Origin of the sequence: Streptococcus suis (assembly GCF_046032535.1) — a bacterium.
GTDB lineage: Bacteria > Bacillota > Bacilli > Lactobacillales > Streptococcaceae > Streptococcus > Streptococcus suis_AK.
Genome location: NZ_JARQPL010000044.1, coordinates 1 through 14,321, shown reverse-complemented (window position 1 = coordinate 14,321; position 14,321 = coordinate 1). Strand labels below are relative to the sequence as shown.

Here is a 14,321-nt window from a genome sequence, read left to right as displayed (position 1 = left end):
CATTAAAACAGCCATTTTTCTCTAAAAACAGTAAAAAAGACAAACACCAAAACGATGTTTGTCTGCAATCTGAAGAAATCAGCTCTGCTGGTTTCTTTTTCATTTTTCGAGGTCAGCTTCTACACGATTGCGGTGGCGGAAAGAGATGACCAGCATCATAAATGAACTAGCAACCAGGATAGCAGCAATCAAGGTTAGATAGTGGTGGAAGGCTATCAGAAGAATGATGGTAGCGAATACTACAATAGCATATTGAAGCCAAACCATCTTATCTAGTTGATAAAGGTCCTGGTTGTAGCGACTGGTCATTAGGATTCCCATAAAGTAGAGGAAGTAATCAATGAGGAGGAAAGGCAAGCCCAAACTAGCATGCTCACCAGGTAAGACTTCCACAGCAACTGTAAAGAAGTTGATGCCTAAAACCAGTACCATATGGGCATAGAGTAAGGTGGCTACATTTGTCTTTTGATGGTGGTTGATATTGAGATAGGTTTGCGAAATGTAAAACATAAAGGAGAATGCCATTGCCAAGAAGAAGAGAACACCAGTGAGGAAATGCGTCTGAATCGGATAATTTTTCAAAATCGCAATGACTGTTTCACCAAAGGTAATTATAGTAATCAACTGGCACCGTTCAACGATGTGCGGAAAATTCATGGCATCGTGACTGAGCTTATCCTTGAAGAAATAGGAAATACCCGTGGTGCTAGTTCATTTCAAAATACAATAAAAAGCCCAAATGGACTATACTGTAAGTGACGAAACATACAGGAGGTTAGTCCCAATGAGCCGCTTACAGTACACTGCTAAATCTCATCATTTGCAATGGAATGTACGCCAATTATCACAAATTTGTCATCACTTCTACCACAACTATTGCCCAGATTCCTTCAAATATCGGCGTAATGTTGGCTTAGCCAAAGTTTCAGATGAATCGCTCCTTGTCTTGCTTTTGTTACAAGCTGAACTAGGCATGACATCACAACGCCATTTCTACAACATCTGCCGCCTCTTTCCTTGTGGTCGGTTACTAGAAAGAAGTCGTTTCAATCGTCGGTCTAGACAATTGATTTGGCTCGTCCAATTCATCCGAAAAGCCTTGAATGATATGATTAATCCCGATGACATTGTCATTATAGATAGTTTTCCTTTGCCACTTTGCCAACCTGTTCGCAATCACAGAGCTACCATTTTTAAAGGATTAGCCGATATTGGTTACAACGCCTCTAAACATCTTTGGTTCTACGGTTTCAAGGTTCATATGCTGGTGACCGTGACCTTATCAGGTTATATTCTGAATTATGTTGTCACACCAGCCTCTGTCCACGATATCAAGGTGGTTTATGAGCTATTAGAAGGGTGTAAGTAATCGGTTATCCTGGGTGATTTAGGCTACCTAAGCAAAGGACTTGAAACGGGAAAGGTGCCATCTATGGACGCTATTTCGACAAAATATGGCAGGTGCTGAAAAACATAATGATTGGAAAGTGATGGCCATGAGACGAACTATTGAAACACGTTTTTCTGAACTGTGTCATCTCTTTGACATCGAACAGACATTAGCTAGAGGGCTAGCTGGACTACAGTTACGAATTGAACAAATTATTCTAGCTCATAACTTACGCTATTTTGAAATGAACTAGCACCACGGGTAGTCTTTGTGTAACAGGTATATTTTTGTATTTTTTAGTGAAAAAAGAAATAAATTAACAAAATTATGGTAAAATGTAGGTTGATTTAAAATTAATCATTTAATGAATGGAATGAGTTCGAAGTAAGTCAAGATTGACTAGACATTGTATTTAAAGTAATTCGCAGGAATAAGAGATGGAAGGAGATAGAACATGCAACATCCAGTTGTACGATTTATCTGTAGAACCCTGTTCTATTTTTTTATATTGTTACTACTTTTGTATCTGTATAGTTATTTAGACATTGGACAGGGAGGATTTATCTATAATGAGTTTTAAAGAGGAGAGTATAAAAAAGATTAGCAGTATGTTAGAGCGGGTAGAGCATTTTGCGACAGAAAATCCTGACTACCCTGTTTACCATTATCTAGGACAGTTGTACAGTTATGGGGATTTAAAGGCAGATTCAGATTCTTTAGCAGCCCACATTGATCGTTTGGATTTACCAGCAAACTCTCCTGTCCTTGTTTTTGGCGGACAGGAGTACCAGATGTTGGCAATCTTTGTTGCCTTAACCAAGGCTGGTCATCCGTATATCCCTGTAGATAGTCATTCTGCTTTGGATCGGATTGAAGCCATTCTGGAAATAGCAGAGCCGAGTTTGGTATTTGCGGTAGCAGACTTTCCGCTAGAGACAAGTTTGCCAGTGCTTGGTTTGTCTGAAGTGGAGGCCATTTTTGAGAAGAAATCGACTTATCAGTTGATGCATCCTGTAAGCGGAGATGATACCTACTATATTATCTTCACTTCTGGGACGACGGGTAAACCAAAAGGGGTGCAAATTTCGCATGACAATTTGCTCAGCTTTACTAACTGGATGATAAGGGATAAGGAGTTTGCGCTACCAGAGCGACCACAAATGTTGGCTCAACCTTCCTATTCGTTTGACTTATCGGTTATGTATTGGGCTCCGACGCTTGCCCTTGGTGGGACCTTATTTGCTCTACCGAAAGAGTTGACTTTGGATTTTAAGACTTTATTTGCAGCTATTCAAACTTTGCCATTTAAAATTTGGACTTCGACACCATCATTTGTAGATATGGCTTTGCTATCTCGTGAGTTCGATGGGGAACATTTACCAGATTTGACGCATTTCTATTTTGACGGAGAGGAGTTAACTGTAAAAACAGCTCAGAAGCTCCGCGAACGTTTTCCAAAAGCTGTGATTGTTAACGCTTATGGACCGACCGAAGCTACAGTCGCCTTATCAGCAGTTGCCATCACTGATGAGATGTTAGTGAATTATAAACGTTTGCCGATTGGTTATACCAAACCAGACTCACCAACTTTTATTTTGGATGAGGATGGTCAAGTAGTACCGAATGGTCAACAGGGAGAAATTGTTGTATCAGGTCCTGCTGTCTCTAAAGGATATTTGAATAATCCTGAGAGAACCGAGGCGGCATTTTTCCAGTTTGACGGCTTACAGGCCTATCATACTGGGGATTTGGGTGTAATGACAGATGAAGGTCTGTTACTCTATGGTGGGCGTATGGATTTCCAAATTAAATATAATGGTTATCGTATCGAGTTGGAAGAAGTTGCCCAACACTTAAATAAATCAACCTATATTGAGGCTGCGGTAGCTGTTCCACGTTATAATGCTGACCATAAAGTGCAAAATCTGTTAGCTTATGTTGTCCCTAAAGCAGGGATTATGGAGCAGTTCGATCGAGAGTTGGAGTTAACCAAGGTCATCAAGCAGGAGTTAAAAGAACGGATGATGGATTATATGATGCCTTCGAAGTTTATTTATCGAGACAGTCTTCCTTTGACTGCAAATGGGAAGATTGATATTAAGGGATTGATCGCTGAGGTGAATGCTCAATGATGGAGTTTTTCAAACAGCTACCTCAGTTAGAGCCTTATGGGAATCCATTGTACTTTTTCTATCTAGTCTTGGCGCTAGTACCAATTTTTATAGGACTCTTTTTTAAAAAACGTTTCCCCTTGTATGAAACAGGTGTTAGTTTAGCCTTCATTGTCTTGATGTTTACAGGTACAAAGACAATACAGTTGCTGTCTTTATTGGCCTATATCATTTGGCAGACAATGTTGATTTTTTTCTACAAGCATTATCGTCAACGGGCAAATCAAAGCTGGGTCTTCTATTTAATCGTATGTTTAGCTGTTTTTCCGTTGACTTGGGTAAAGTTGGCACCGACTTTTAGTCAGCATGGGGCAATTTTCGGTTTTTTAGGTATTTCTTATTTAACGTTTCGGTCGGTTGGAATGGTGATTGAAATGCGGGACGGTTTACTAACGGAATTTAGTTTAGGGAGTTTTTTACGATTTTTGCTATTTATGCCAACTATTTCGAGTGGTCCTATTGATCGTTATAGACGGTTTACGGAAGATTACAAACAAATTCCTGAGCGAACTGAGTTATTAAATATGCTCGATCAGACTGTGCATTATATTATGATGGGCTTCTTATATAAGTTTATTCTAGCCTATTTTATTGGGCATACTTTACTGGAGCCTTTAAAGGCAGTAGCCTTGGATCAAGGTGGATGGTTTAACTTACCTACTATTGGAGTTATGTATCTCTATGGTTTTGAATTATTCTTTGACTTTGCAGGCTATTCCATGTTTGCCATAGGTATTTCCAATCTTATGGGTATTCGCTGCCCAATTAACTTTGATCAACCGTTCAAATCGCGTGATCTTAAGGAATTTTGGAATCGATGGCATATCAGCTTATCTTTTTGGTTCCGTGATTTCGTCTTCATGCGTCTGGTTAAGACTTTGTTGAAACATAAGGTTTTCAAAAATCGAAATACGGTATCTAATGTTGCCTATCTGTTAAATATGCTCTTGATGGGGTTGTGGCATGGTGTAACATGGTATTATATTGCATATGGTCTCTTTCATGCTTTGGGGTTGATCATCAATGATGCTTGGATTCGTAAGAAGAAATCAATTAATTTAGATCGAAAAAAAGCTGGACAAGAACCACTGCCAGATAATCGTTGGACGAGTTTCGCTGGTATGTTTGTGACCTTCCATACGGTCATGTTCTCTTTCTTGATATTTTCAGGATTTTTAGATAAATTGTGGTTCAAGTAGACAATAGGTAACGATTGTATGAATCGTAGAAAGGAATATAAAATGGATGTAAAAGAAACAATATTGAATATTATCGAAGAATTATTTATGGAAGATGTATCTGAAATGATGGATGAAGACCTATTTGATGCGGGTGTTTTAGATAGTATGGGGACTGTAGAACTTATTGTGGAGTTAGAAAGTCGTTTTAATATTACAGTTCCAGTTTCAGAGTTTGGTCGTGAAGATTGGAATACAGCTAACAAAATCATTTCTGGTGTTGTGGAGTTGATGCATGCGTAAGCAATTGTGGCAGATTTTTGGGCCTGTGATTTGTGCAACGTTTTTAGTTATTCTCACGTTGTTGTTTTTCCCGAGTTCTTCTCGGCCAAATTTCATAGAAGAAAAACAAGATGCAGTAGCATTGTCTTATATTAGTTTTAAGAGCAAATATAAGAAAAATAGGGCTCTGGGAGACAAAAATCATCGTTTTGTTCCTTTCTTTGGGTCAAGTGAGTGGTCACGTTTTGATAGTATGCATCCATCAGTGTTGGCAGATGCTTATCAGAGAGAGTATACTCCCTATTTGTTAGGACAACGTGGTGCAGCTTCGCTGACACAATATTTTGGCATGCAACAGATTGGGGCACATTTAAAAAATAGTCAGGCTATCTATGTTGTTTCTCCTCAATGGTTTTCACCAAAAGGGGCATCATCTAAGGCATTTGAACAATATTTTAGTAGTGATCAAGCCACTCATTTTCTGCAAACAAGTGCTGGGGATGACTATGATAGATATGCAGCAAAGCGTTTCTTAGAACTTAAATCAGACTGTAGTTTGACAGGAATGTTTCAAAAAGTAGCTAGTGGTAAGGAATTGTCGAAATGGGATAGAGAGCAGTTGATCTGGCAAGCCTATTTATTAGAAAAGCAAGATGCCTTATTTAGTCGCTTTGCTGATTCTGGTAGTAATTTAGGATTGGTAGAGACGGAAGCGATGAAACTTCCAGAGCCTTTTTCCTATGACCACTTGAGTAAAGTAGCTAATGAGGATGGGAGTCGTTCTACTCAATCAAATGATTTCCAAATTGATGATAGGTTTTATAGAAATCGTCTTCAGTCAAAAATCAAAAAACTCAAACAATCCCAGACAAAAATATCTTATCTGCAATCACCGGAGTACAATGATTTTCAGCTGGTTTTGAATGAATTTGCTAAACATCAGACTGATGTGCTATTTGTAATTCCCCCGGTTAATGAACGTTGGATGAACTATACTGGTCTCAATAAAGATATGTATCGGGCAACAGTAGCAAAGATTAAGTACCAGTTGACCAGTCAAGGTTTCAATCATATTGCTGATTTGTCGGAGCAGGGGGGGATAGATTATTTTATGCAAGATACGATCCACATCGGTTGGCAAGGCTGGCTGGAGCTTGATAAGTACATCCAACCATTCTTGACAGAACAACAGGCACCTGTTCATTATCAGCTAAAAAAAGAATTTTTAACTTCCGAATGGGCTACGTACAAGGGAGATTTTAACCTATTTTTGAAATAGTTAGATACAGTTATAATAAAATGCAAGAAGGCTTTGAATTAGGAAGTCTCCTTGCTTTTTTTGTTCTTTTACTGTAGTAAATTGAATGATTATATATCTTCTCCCAACAAACTGTGGTTGGCTTTGCGGAAACGAATGATATGGTAGGCGACCATAGCGTGTGCGAGCAGGTTGAGGATAACAAAGATGAGTAAGTTTGAATGACTAGCTAGCAGTAAGCTAGCATTCCCAACAAATAAAATCAGCCCATAGACGAGAAGTCCTTTTCTACCAACTTGGTGGATTTGTTGATTATAGAAGGAAGTCGAAAGGATGCCTCCGTAGAAAAGTAAGTTTCCTACAACCAGCATGGGCAAGGCCAGATCATTGTGGTGGCTTGGGAAAAGCTCCATTGCCACTGTGAAGAAATTCAAGCCAAGAACAATCACCAAATGAGCGTATAGCAGAACAGTCGCATCTGCCTTGCGGTGATGGTTGATATTGAGATAGGTTTGCGAAATGTAAAACATAAAGGAGAACGCCATAGCCAAGAAGAAGAGAACACCAGTGAGTAGATGCGTCTGAATCGGATAATTCTTCAAAATCGCAATGACTGTTTCACCAAAGGTGATAATAGTAATCAGCTGGCAGCGTTCTACGATATGAGGAAAGTTCATCACATCATGGCTGAGTTTGTCTTTGAAAAAATAGGAAATGAAAAATGGAAGATAAAAAAGCAAGAGGCTCTTTTCATCATAGGTCCAGAAATTGAAGTAAATAGCTACCAAAGCCAAGAAAAATACCAGCAAATAAATCCCAAACATATAGAGACTATTTTTTATATCTGCCGTAAAACCGATTTTTCGCCCCCGAAGGTAGTACTGCAAGCAAAGTAGCAAATAAGACAGGGTCAAAAAGATAGTAAAGGGCAGGGCTGTTGCTTCAAAATCATGACTAAAGTTTAGGGATAATTGCCCCACCACAAACATAGAAGCGATGATAGTGAAAATATCCAGCAAATCTCGCTCACTATATTTGTTGAGGTAAATCGTCTCATTAATCCACAAGGTCATAATAATCAGGTTGGCGGTGATAAAAGTTAGAATTTCCCTAAGACCGATATGGTCACCGTGCAAAAGTCCAGTCAGTGAAGAAGTGGCCAGGACAAAGACCAAATCATAAAATAATTCATAGTTTGATACGCGTTTTGCGATAATTTCAGACATGTCAAATTCCTTTTCAAAAAAATCTGAAATATTATACCACAGAAATTGTGAGGGAGCCAACCAGTTAGTCTTGGAGCTGATTTTCTGAAAATCGTGGAAAATGTCTGTAGGAGCTATTAAATTGTTGTTTCATTAGTGGATGGCAACTTGTTTATAATGGCACAATTTATTCATTTCATGATATAATATCTAAGTCGCAATCACTAAACCGCCGCGACAGTTAACTTAGCCTGCGTGCCTTGAGCAAGCACAAAAAATACCCATGGCGGCAACCGTGGATGTTTTCTTTATGCGCTTATCTCTTTGAACTTTTAAGCACAATGATTATAATATATGTGTCTTTAGTTTTCAAGTGCCCAGTCCAAGTCAGGTCCGACAGGAACAATACCTGTTGGGTTAATGGTTTTGTGGCTACCGTAGTAGTGCTGTTTGATATGGTCAAAGTCAACCGTCTCCGCAATACCAGAGTGGTTGTAAATCCGCTTGGTATAATCCCACAAGTTTGGATAATCAACCAAGGCCTTGATATTGCATTTGAAATGCCCAAAGTAAACAGGATCGAATCGTACCAAAGTGGTAAAGAGTCGAATATCAGCCTCTGTCAGCTGGTTGCCAACCAGATAGTCCTTATCTGCCAAATGCTCTTCCAATTTATCTAAGGCAGCAAAGAGATTGTTGACTTCTTTTTCATAGACTTTCTGATTGGTTGAAAAACCAGCCTTGTAGACACCGTTGTTGATGTTTGGATAGATAAAGTCGTTCATGGCATCAATCTCGGCTTGCAGGTTTGCTGGATAATAATCATCCTGATTGCCCGTGATGTCATTGAAGGCGGTATTGAACATCCGCATAATCTCGGCAGACTCGTTGCTGACGATGGTATTGGTTTTCTTATCCCACAAGACAGGCACGGTCACCCGACCAGAATAGTGTGGATCAGCCTTCAAATAGACCTGATAGAGATAATCGCTGTTAAAGAGGGAATCCTTGATTACGCCAGGTCCGTCTGCAAAAGTCCAGCCATTTTCTAGCATAAGGGGATGAACGATAGACAAGGAAATATGGTCTTCCAAGCCCTTCAATTTTCGCATAATCAAGGTCCGACTAGCCCAAGGACAAGCCAGAGAAATATAGAGGTGATAGCGACCAGACTCGGCCTTGAAACCGCCTTTTCCTGTCGGACCTGCCTGTCCATCTGGAGTAATCCAGTTGCGAAATTGTGTGACAGTACGAACAAATTTACCGCCTGTTGACTTGGTATCATACCACTGATCTACCCATTTGCCATCTTGTAAAAGTCCCATGAATTTTCTCCCTTACTGAAAAAATGGGAAATCCAATAGGATGATTGGATTTCCTTTGTAAAAAAATATATCACTAACTAGTATTATAAACCTTTTTCAAAAAGAGTCAAGCTATATGATTTGTGATACAATAGTCCCATGAGATTGGACAAATGTTTAGAGAAAGCTAAAGTTGGCTCGCGTAAGCAAGTTAAAAAACTTTTCAAAGCCCAGCAAATCAAGATTAACGGACAAGCAGCTCAAAGCCTAAGCCAGATTGTTGACCCAGAGTTACAAACTATCCAAGTTTCGGGTAAAAAAGTTGCCTTAGAAGGTTCCGCCTATTATTTGCTCCATAAACCAGCAGGAGTCGTTTCTGCCGTGACAGACCAGGAGCATCAGACAGTCATCGACTTGATTTCTCCGCAAGACAGTAGGGAAGGTCTCTACCCAGTCGGTCGCCTGGACAGGGATACCGAAGGCCTAGTCCTCATTACCAACAATGGTCCGCTCGGTTATCGCATGCTCCATCCCAGTCACCATGTGGACAAGGTCTACTATGTGGAGGTAAATGGATGCTTGGCTGAGGATGCTTCAAAATTTTTTGCCTCAGGTGTTACTTTCTTGGATGGAACACGGTGTCAGCCTGCAGATTTGACTGTCTTGGAGGCTTCTTTGGACCATAGCAGAGCGACCATCAAGCTGGCAGAAGGTAAGTTTCATCAGGTCAAAAAGATGTTTTTAGCCTATGGTGTCAAGGTCACATATCTCAAGCGGATTTCCTTTGGTGGTTTTGAACTGGGGGATTTGGAACGAGGTACATACAGACAACTCACACCAAATGAAATGGAACAGTTATTCACTTATTTTGACTAGAGGAGGATATATAATGAACATTTATGATTTTACAGTACAAAAACAAGATGGAACAGACCAGTCCATGGCTGAGTATCAAGGACAAGTTTTACTTATAGTCAATACAGCGCCAGGTTGTGGATTGGCACCACAATACAAGGAACTACAGGGGGAGTGGGAAAGAACTCGACTAAGTCAAAAAGAGTTCGTCTTCCCACCCCCGCACAGTTGATTAGGTTAGATTTGGAGTGTAAAACACGAACAAATCTACCAATCAACCACTGCGCTGAGATGTTGACACAAACACTGAGAAGTGGGCCAGGGCTTTTTGCCCAGCCTCATCGAGGCCAAGGTTTTGTAGTGTTGGATTTCCCTTGTAATCAATTTTTAAATCAGGCTCCCGGTTCTGCTGAAGACATCAATCAGACCTGTAGCTTGAATTATGGTACAACTTTTCCTCGTTTTACTAAAATTGCTGTGAATGGATCTGAAGCTAGTCCGCTATATCGCTATCTTAAGAAAGAAAAATCAACCTTATTAGGAGGTCGAATTGAGTGGAATTTTACCAAGTTTTTGGTGGATAGACAAGGGCGTGTGGTCAAACGATATTTACCAACAACTAGTCCATTAAAACTTAAAGAGGATATTGAACTTTACCTAGAAAAATAACAAGAAGGCTGGAGTCATCTAGCCTTCTTGCTTTAGTAACCACAGAAAATAGGGAGCGCCGATAAGTGAGACGATGATGCCGGTTGGGATGCCTGTTCCGACAAGTAGTACCCGTCCTATGGTATCCGCTAGAAGTAGAATGAAGCTTCCTATTATCATAGTAGCTGGAATGATGACACGATGGTCATTTCCTAACCATTTGCGCACAATGTGACCAGCAATGAGACCAACGAAGGTGATATTACCAACTAAAATGACACTAAGAGAGGCTAGGGCGGTAGCTAATACCAAGGTAATCCGCCTTTCACGCTGTAAGTGGAGTCCCAAAGCCATGGCTGTCTGGTCGTTTAGATTCATAATATTGAGTGAGCGACTTCGACTAAACGTTGCCATCCACACCAATAGAAGAAGAGGAGTATAGATTGCGATAGTTTTCCAATCTCCACCATTTACTCGACCGCTGAGCCACTGGACAATGTATTCCATCTTAAAGTCATCTAATTGGCTGATGATGCTGACCATGATACCAGACAGCATGCTCGAAATTCCAACTCCCGTGATAATTAAGCGTGCAGGATGGATGCCGTACAGCTTCTTACGTGCAATCCAGTAAACTAGAAAAATGGTTAATCCACCGCCCATCATAGCAAATAGAGGCATGAGACTCAATAAGACAGGGCTGATTTTTGAAGAGAGACCGACAAATAGTGCCACAACAAGACCAGCTCCTGCGTTGATTCCTAATATTCCAGAATCTGCCAGAGGATTGCGGGTCAAAGTTTGTAGCAACAAACCCGCCAAAGCCAGAGAAGCCCCTCCGATAATGGAGGCGATTATTCTAGGTAAGCGAATTCGCCCAATAATCAGTAGAGTCGATGAACTGGCACGCCCACTCATGATGTCGATGAGATCTGAAAAGGATGAATTGCTATAGCCGATAGATAAGGAAAGTAGGAAAATGACAAATAAAAGGATCAGCAGGAATGTGAATATTTTTAGATAGTTGTGATGTCTTATCAAAAGTGTTTCTCCTTTCTAATCAACCATAGGAAGCAAGGGAGACCAATGATACTGATGACTGCGCTAATGGGAGTTTCAACAGGTGGATTGATAGAACGGCAAACCAAATCTACCCAGATGAGGAAACTAGCCCCTGCAAAGGCAGTTAATGGCAAGAGTAGCTTGTAATTTTTCCCTGTAAACATTCGGATAAAGTGAGGAATAATGAGCCCGATAAAAGAAAGTGAGCCCACAAGAGCTACCGCAGAAGCTGAGAGTAGAAGGACAATTCCCAACAAAACCAAGGTTATCAGTAAGGTTCGTTGACCTAGATTTTTAGCAACGGTTTCGTTGAGACTCAGGATGGTCAGCTGATGCGAAAAGAGCTGAGCAAGGATGAGGCCGATGATGATAAGAGGAGCAATGATGGCCAGCATCTTCCAGTTTACCTGTACCAATCCCCCTGCTTGCCAGCCAATCACTGCAGTTGATAAATCAAAGTAGATAGTAATAGCCTGACCAATAGCAGAAAATAGACTTGCTACCATGGCGCCAGATAAAATTAAACGTAGTTGATTGTAGCCTTTTTGCACCTGATAAGCTAGACCAAAGACTAGACCGGCTGCCAGACAGGAGCCCAGTAAACATATTAATAAAATTTGACTGTAGTGCAAACCGCCGAATAGAGCATAGGCAACAATGAGAGCAAGTCCTGCTCCAGCATTGATTCCTAATAAGCCAGGATCGGCAATCGGATTGCGTGTAATTCCTTGCATCATTGCCCCAGCTTGGGCCATTGCAGCTCCCACCAAGATGGCGGCTACCATTCTAGGCAAGCGCAAATCGATGATAACATCCTGAGCGGAAGAATCTGTCAGTGGATGCTTTAGGGTTTCTATCAGTTGTTGGTGGCTATAAGAAATAGCTCCAAAGCGTAAACTAAGATAGACTCCAGCTATGAAAGAAAGACAGATGATGAAAAAAACAAGCCAAATATTCTTTGGCTTTGTTTTGGGATAACGAGAACTTACTAGTTTGTTCATATATCCAGTCCTTTTACTGAAGTTTTTGAATTTCTGAGACAAAGGCGTCAATTTGTAAATCTAAAGACATCGGATCGGAGAAGTAGAAGAGGTTATAGTCTATCTCGATGACGTGACCATTCTTTACAGCAGGTAGATTTTTCCAAATATCACTTTCTTTGAGAGAGGCAGCTGCTTCTTTTGTTTTATCATTGACGTTAACAAGGACATAATCGCCAACATATTCTGGAAGAGCTTCTTGAGATACCCCAAACCAGCCTTCTTTATTGATGATGTCTTCTTGAACCTTTGCAGGAGCGGCAAAACCGAGAGCGCGATAGATTAATTCTCCACCACGACCAAAGTTATTACCATAAAGGAAGATGTTCTTATCGAAGAAGTCCATGACGGTAAATGTGGAACTTGTATCAATCAATCCTTTCAATTCCTCTTTCGCAGTAGCAACTTTCTTATCCCATTGATCTAACCAAGCTTGTGCTTCCTTTTCTTTTCCAAAAATCTGACCAATATCTGTCAGCATTTTCAAGTAGTCACTCTTTCCATAAGTGATTTCAATAACTGGAGCAATTTCTTTCAGTGTTTCTAAGTTATCATCACCAGCAAATACTAGAATGACATCTGGCTTTTGTGCGGCAATCGCTTCTGTATCTGCCGTTGTCAATTGTGGAACATCCTTTAGTTTGTCTCCAAAGACGGGACTATTTTTCTCTAAATCTAGACTATAGCTAGATACATCAATTCCTAATTGTAAGAGATAGCCTGTGTAAGAGTAAGCAAAGTTGACAACTTTTTTAGGATTTTTTGGAATGTCACCGTGGTAAGTAATGCCTTCAATCTTTGGCATGCTAGACAGTTCTACGTCTGTTGAAGAGGAAGAGGTAGAACAAGCTGTTAAGAAAACCAGCCCAACAAATAAACTAAAAATAGCTAAAAACTTTTTCATTTTTTCTCCTTATTATTTTTTTAAATCGTAAGTTAGCAAAATAGGGTAGTCTTGACCAGCAACCTGCATTAATTGAGGTTCAATGCTAAAAATGTCCCTCAGTATCTCAGTTGTCATCATATTGGACACAGAACCATGGTAGCGAATATCTCCCTCTTTCATGGCAATCATATAATCTGAAAATCGAGCTGATAAATTGACATCGTGAAGGACCATCACAATGGTTTTCTGTCGGCTTTGATTCAGTTCTTTTAAAAGTTCTAAGACTTCCAATTGATGATTGAGATCAAGATAGGTTGTTGGTTCATCTAAGAAAATGGTATCCGTATCTTGGGCAAGTGCCATCGCAATCCAAACCCGTTGCCTCTGACCACCTGATAAATCATCAACTGGTAACCTAGCGTAGGGAGCGGTCTGGGTGACTTCCAAGGCCCAGTTGATTTTCTCTCTATCCTGATCAGTGAGATGCCCCAGCCCATTTTGATGCGGAAAGCGACCATAGGAGACCAGTTCATAAACGGAAATCCCTTCTGTCGCTTCTAAGACCTGAGGGAGCAGGGCCAATTTTTTTGCGACTTCTTTGGTTGGCAGTTGTGAAATGGCTTGTCCATCTAAATAGATAGCCCCTTCTTGAACAGGGATAATCCTTGTCAACGCCTTAAGCAAGGTCGATTTTCCACAGCCATTGGCACCAATGATCGTCGTTATACTTCCTTTTGGAATACTTGTTGATAATTCATCAATAATAATCCGATTGTCGTAAGAGACTTGGATGTTTTCCGCTTGAATCGAAGACACAAACTCCTCCTTACCAGAATATGATTCATTAATAATTGGTTCCGACCAGTATTATATCAAAAAAAATTACCAAAACAAAGAGTTTTCTGAAAATTTTAATTTAATGAGAATCGTTATAAAAAAGGGAGTGGGAAAGAACTCAACCAAAATAAAACATACTAAGATTAGTAGTGAGGAAATCTCCGACGGGAGAGAGTAGTCACTACTTTTTCTTTATGTTAAAGTA

Annotated in this window: 14 protein-coding genes and 2 pseudogenes; 9 read left to right on the top strand and 7 right to left on the bottom strand. The window is 40.2% G+C overall.

Going from position 1 to position 14,321, the window contains the following annotated elements; genetic code table 11:
- Positions 1-99: 99 nt before the first annotated feature.
- The gene (locus P7J58_RS10300; protein ID WP_408556287.1) at positions 100-657 is read right to left on the bottom strand and encodes a low temperature requirement protein A; all 558 of its coding nucleotides are present in this window, start codon (positions 655-657) and stop codon (positions 100-102) included.
- Between the two features lie 127 nt (positions 658-784).
- Here P7J58_RS10300 and P7J58_RS10295 point away from each other — a divergent pair.
- The 6 genes and pseudogenes from P7J58_RS10295 (at position 785) to dltD (ending at position 6,300) form a co-directional block, all read left to right on the top strand.
- Positions 785-1,643 (top strand): annotated as a pseudogene (locus P7J58_RS10295) (IS982 family transposase).
- A gap of 201 nt (positions 1,644-1,844) precedes the next feature.
- On the top strand, positions 1,845-1,970 hold the full coding sequence (dltX, locus tag P7J58_RS10290) for a teichoic acid D-Ala incorporation-associated protein DltX (RefSeq protein ID WP_002937209.1): 126 nt from the start codon (positions 1,845-1,847) through the stop codon (positions 1,968-1,970).
- Positions 1,960-3,522: a D-alanine--poly(phosphoribitol) ligase subunit DltA gene (gene dltA, locus P7J58_RS10285; RefSeq protein ID WP_408556288.1), complete on the top strand. Its 1,563-nt coding sequence runs from the start codon at positions 1,960-1,962 to the stop codon at positions 3,520-3,522. Before dltX ends, dltA begins: the two co-directional genes overlap by 11 nt.
- Positions 3,519-4,760, top strand: a complete 1,242-nt coding sequence (gene dltB / locus P7J58_RS10280; protein ID WP_099876688.1) for a D-alanyl-lipoteichoic acid biosynthesis protein DltB — start codon at positions 3,519-3,521, stop codon at positions 4,758-4,760. Before dltA ends, dltB begins: the two co-directional genes overlap by 4 nt.
- Positions 4,761-4,802: 42 nt before the next feature.
- Positions 4,803-5,042: a D-alanine--poly(phosphoribitol) ligase subunit DltC gene (gene dltC / locus P7J58_RS10275; RefSeq protein ID WP_002937198.1), complete on the top strand. Its 240-nt coding sequence runs from the start codon at positions 4,803-4,805 to the stop codon at positions 5,040-5,042.
- Positions 5,035-6,300, top strand: a complete 1,266-nt coding sequence (gene dltD, locus P7J58_RS10270) for a D-alanyl-lipoteichoic acid biosynthesis protein DltD (RefSeq protein ID WP_408556289.1) — start codon at positions 5,035-5,037, stop codon at positions 6,298-6,300. Before dltC ends, dltD begins: the two co-directional genes overlap by 8 nt.
- Positions 6,301-6,389: 89 nt before the next feature.
- Here the strand turns inward: dltD and P7J58_RS10265 are convergent, their stop codons facing one another.
- On the bottom strand, positions 6,390-7,505 hold the full coding sequence (locus tag P7J58_RS10265) for a low temperature requirement protein A (RefSeq protein WP_408556291.1): 1,116 nt from the start codon (positions 7,503-7,505) through the stop codon (positions 6,390-6,392).
- Positions 7,506-7,846: 341 nt separating this feature from the next.
- Positions 7,847-8,809: a glutathione S-transferase family protein gene (locus P7J58_RS10260; protein WP_408556292.1), complete on the bottom strand. Its 963-nt coding sequence runs from the start codon at positions 8,807-8,809 to the stop codon at positions 7,847-7,849.
- Positions 8,810-8,947: 138 nt separating this feature from the next.
- On the opposite strand from P7J58_RS10260, the gene P7J58_RS10255 reads away from it, so the two are divergent.
- From P7J58_RS10255 to P7J58_RS10245, 3 genes and pseudogenes are all read left to right on the top strand, one after another.
- Positions 8,948-9,664: a pseudouridine synthase gene (locus tag P7J58_RS10255; RefSeq protein WP_408556294.1), complete on the top strand. Its 717-nt coding sequence runs from the start codon at positions 8,948-8,950 to the stop codon at positions 9,662-9,664.
- Between the two features lie 13 nt (positions 9,665-9,677).
- The gene (locus P7J58_RS10250; protein WP_029176557.1) at positions 9,678-9,875 is read left to right on the top strand and encodes a hypothetical protein; all 198 of its coding nucleotides are present in this window, start codon (positions 9,678-9,680) and stop codon (positions 9,873-9,875) included.
- A gap of 107 nt (positions 9,876-9,982) precedes the next feature.
- Positions 9,983-10,312, top strand: a pseudogene (locus tag P7J58_RS10245) (glutathione peroxidase); the annotation flags it as partial.
- An 18-nt stretch (positions 10,313-10,330) separates the two neighbouring features.
- Here the strand turns inward: P7J58_RS10245 and P7J58_RS10240 are convergent.
- From P7J58_RS10240 to P7J58_RS10225, 4 genes are read right to left on the bottom strand one after another with little or no spacing between them, the layout of a single operon-like run.
- Positions 10,331-11,332 (bottom strand): FecCD family ABC transporter permease, encoded by a 1,002-nt coding sequence (locus tag P7J58_RS10240; RefSeq protein WP_024377155.1) that lies wholly within the window; start codon positions 11,330-11,332, stop codon positions 10,331-10,333.
- Positions 11,329-12,354 carry a FecCD family ABC transporter permease gene (locus tag P7J58_RS10235; protein WP_029185280.1) on the bottom strand — a complete coding sequence of 342 codons (1,026 nt, stop codon included), beginning with the start codon at positions 12,352-12,354 and terminating at the stop codon, positions 11,329-11,331. Before P7J58_RS10235 ends, P7J58_RS10240 begins: the two co-directional genes overlap by 4 nt.
- Positions 12,355-12,367: 13 nt before the next feature.
- A complete protein-coding gene (locus P7J58_RS10230) occupies positions 12,368-13,297 on the bottom strand; it encodes an ABC transporter substrate-binding protein (RefSeq protein WP_024378241.1) in 930 nt (309 codons plus the stop codon).
- Between the two features lie 12 nt (positions 13,298-13,309).
- A complete protein-coding gene (locus P7J58_RS10225; RefSeq protein ID WP_014636900.1) occupies positions 13,310-14,095 on the bottom strand; it encodes an ABC transporter ATP-binding protein in 786 nt (261 codons plus the stop codon).
- Between the last annotated feature and the right edge of the window lie 226 nt (positions 14,096-14,321).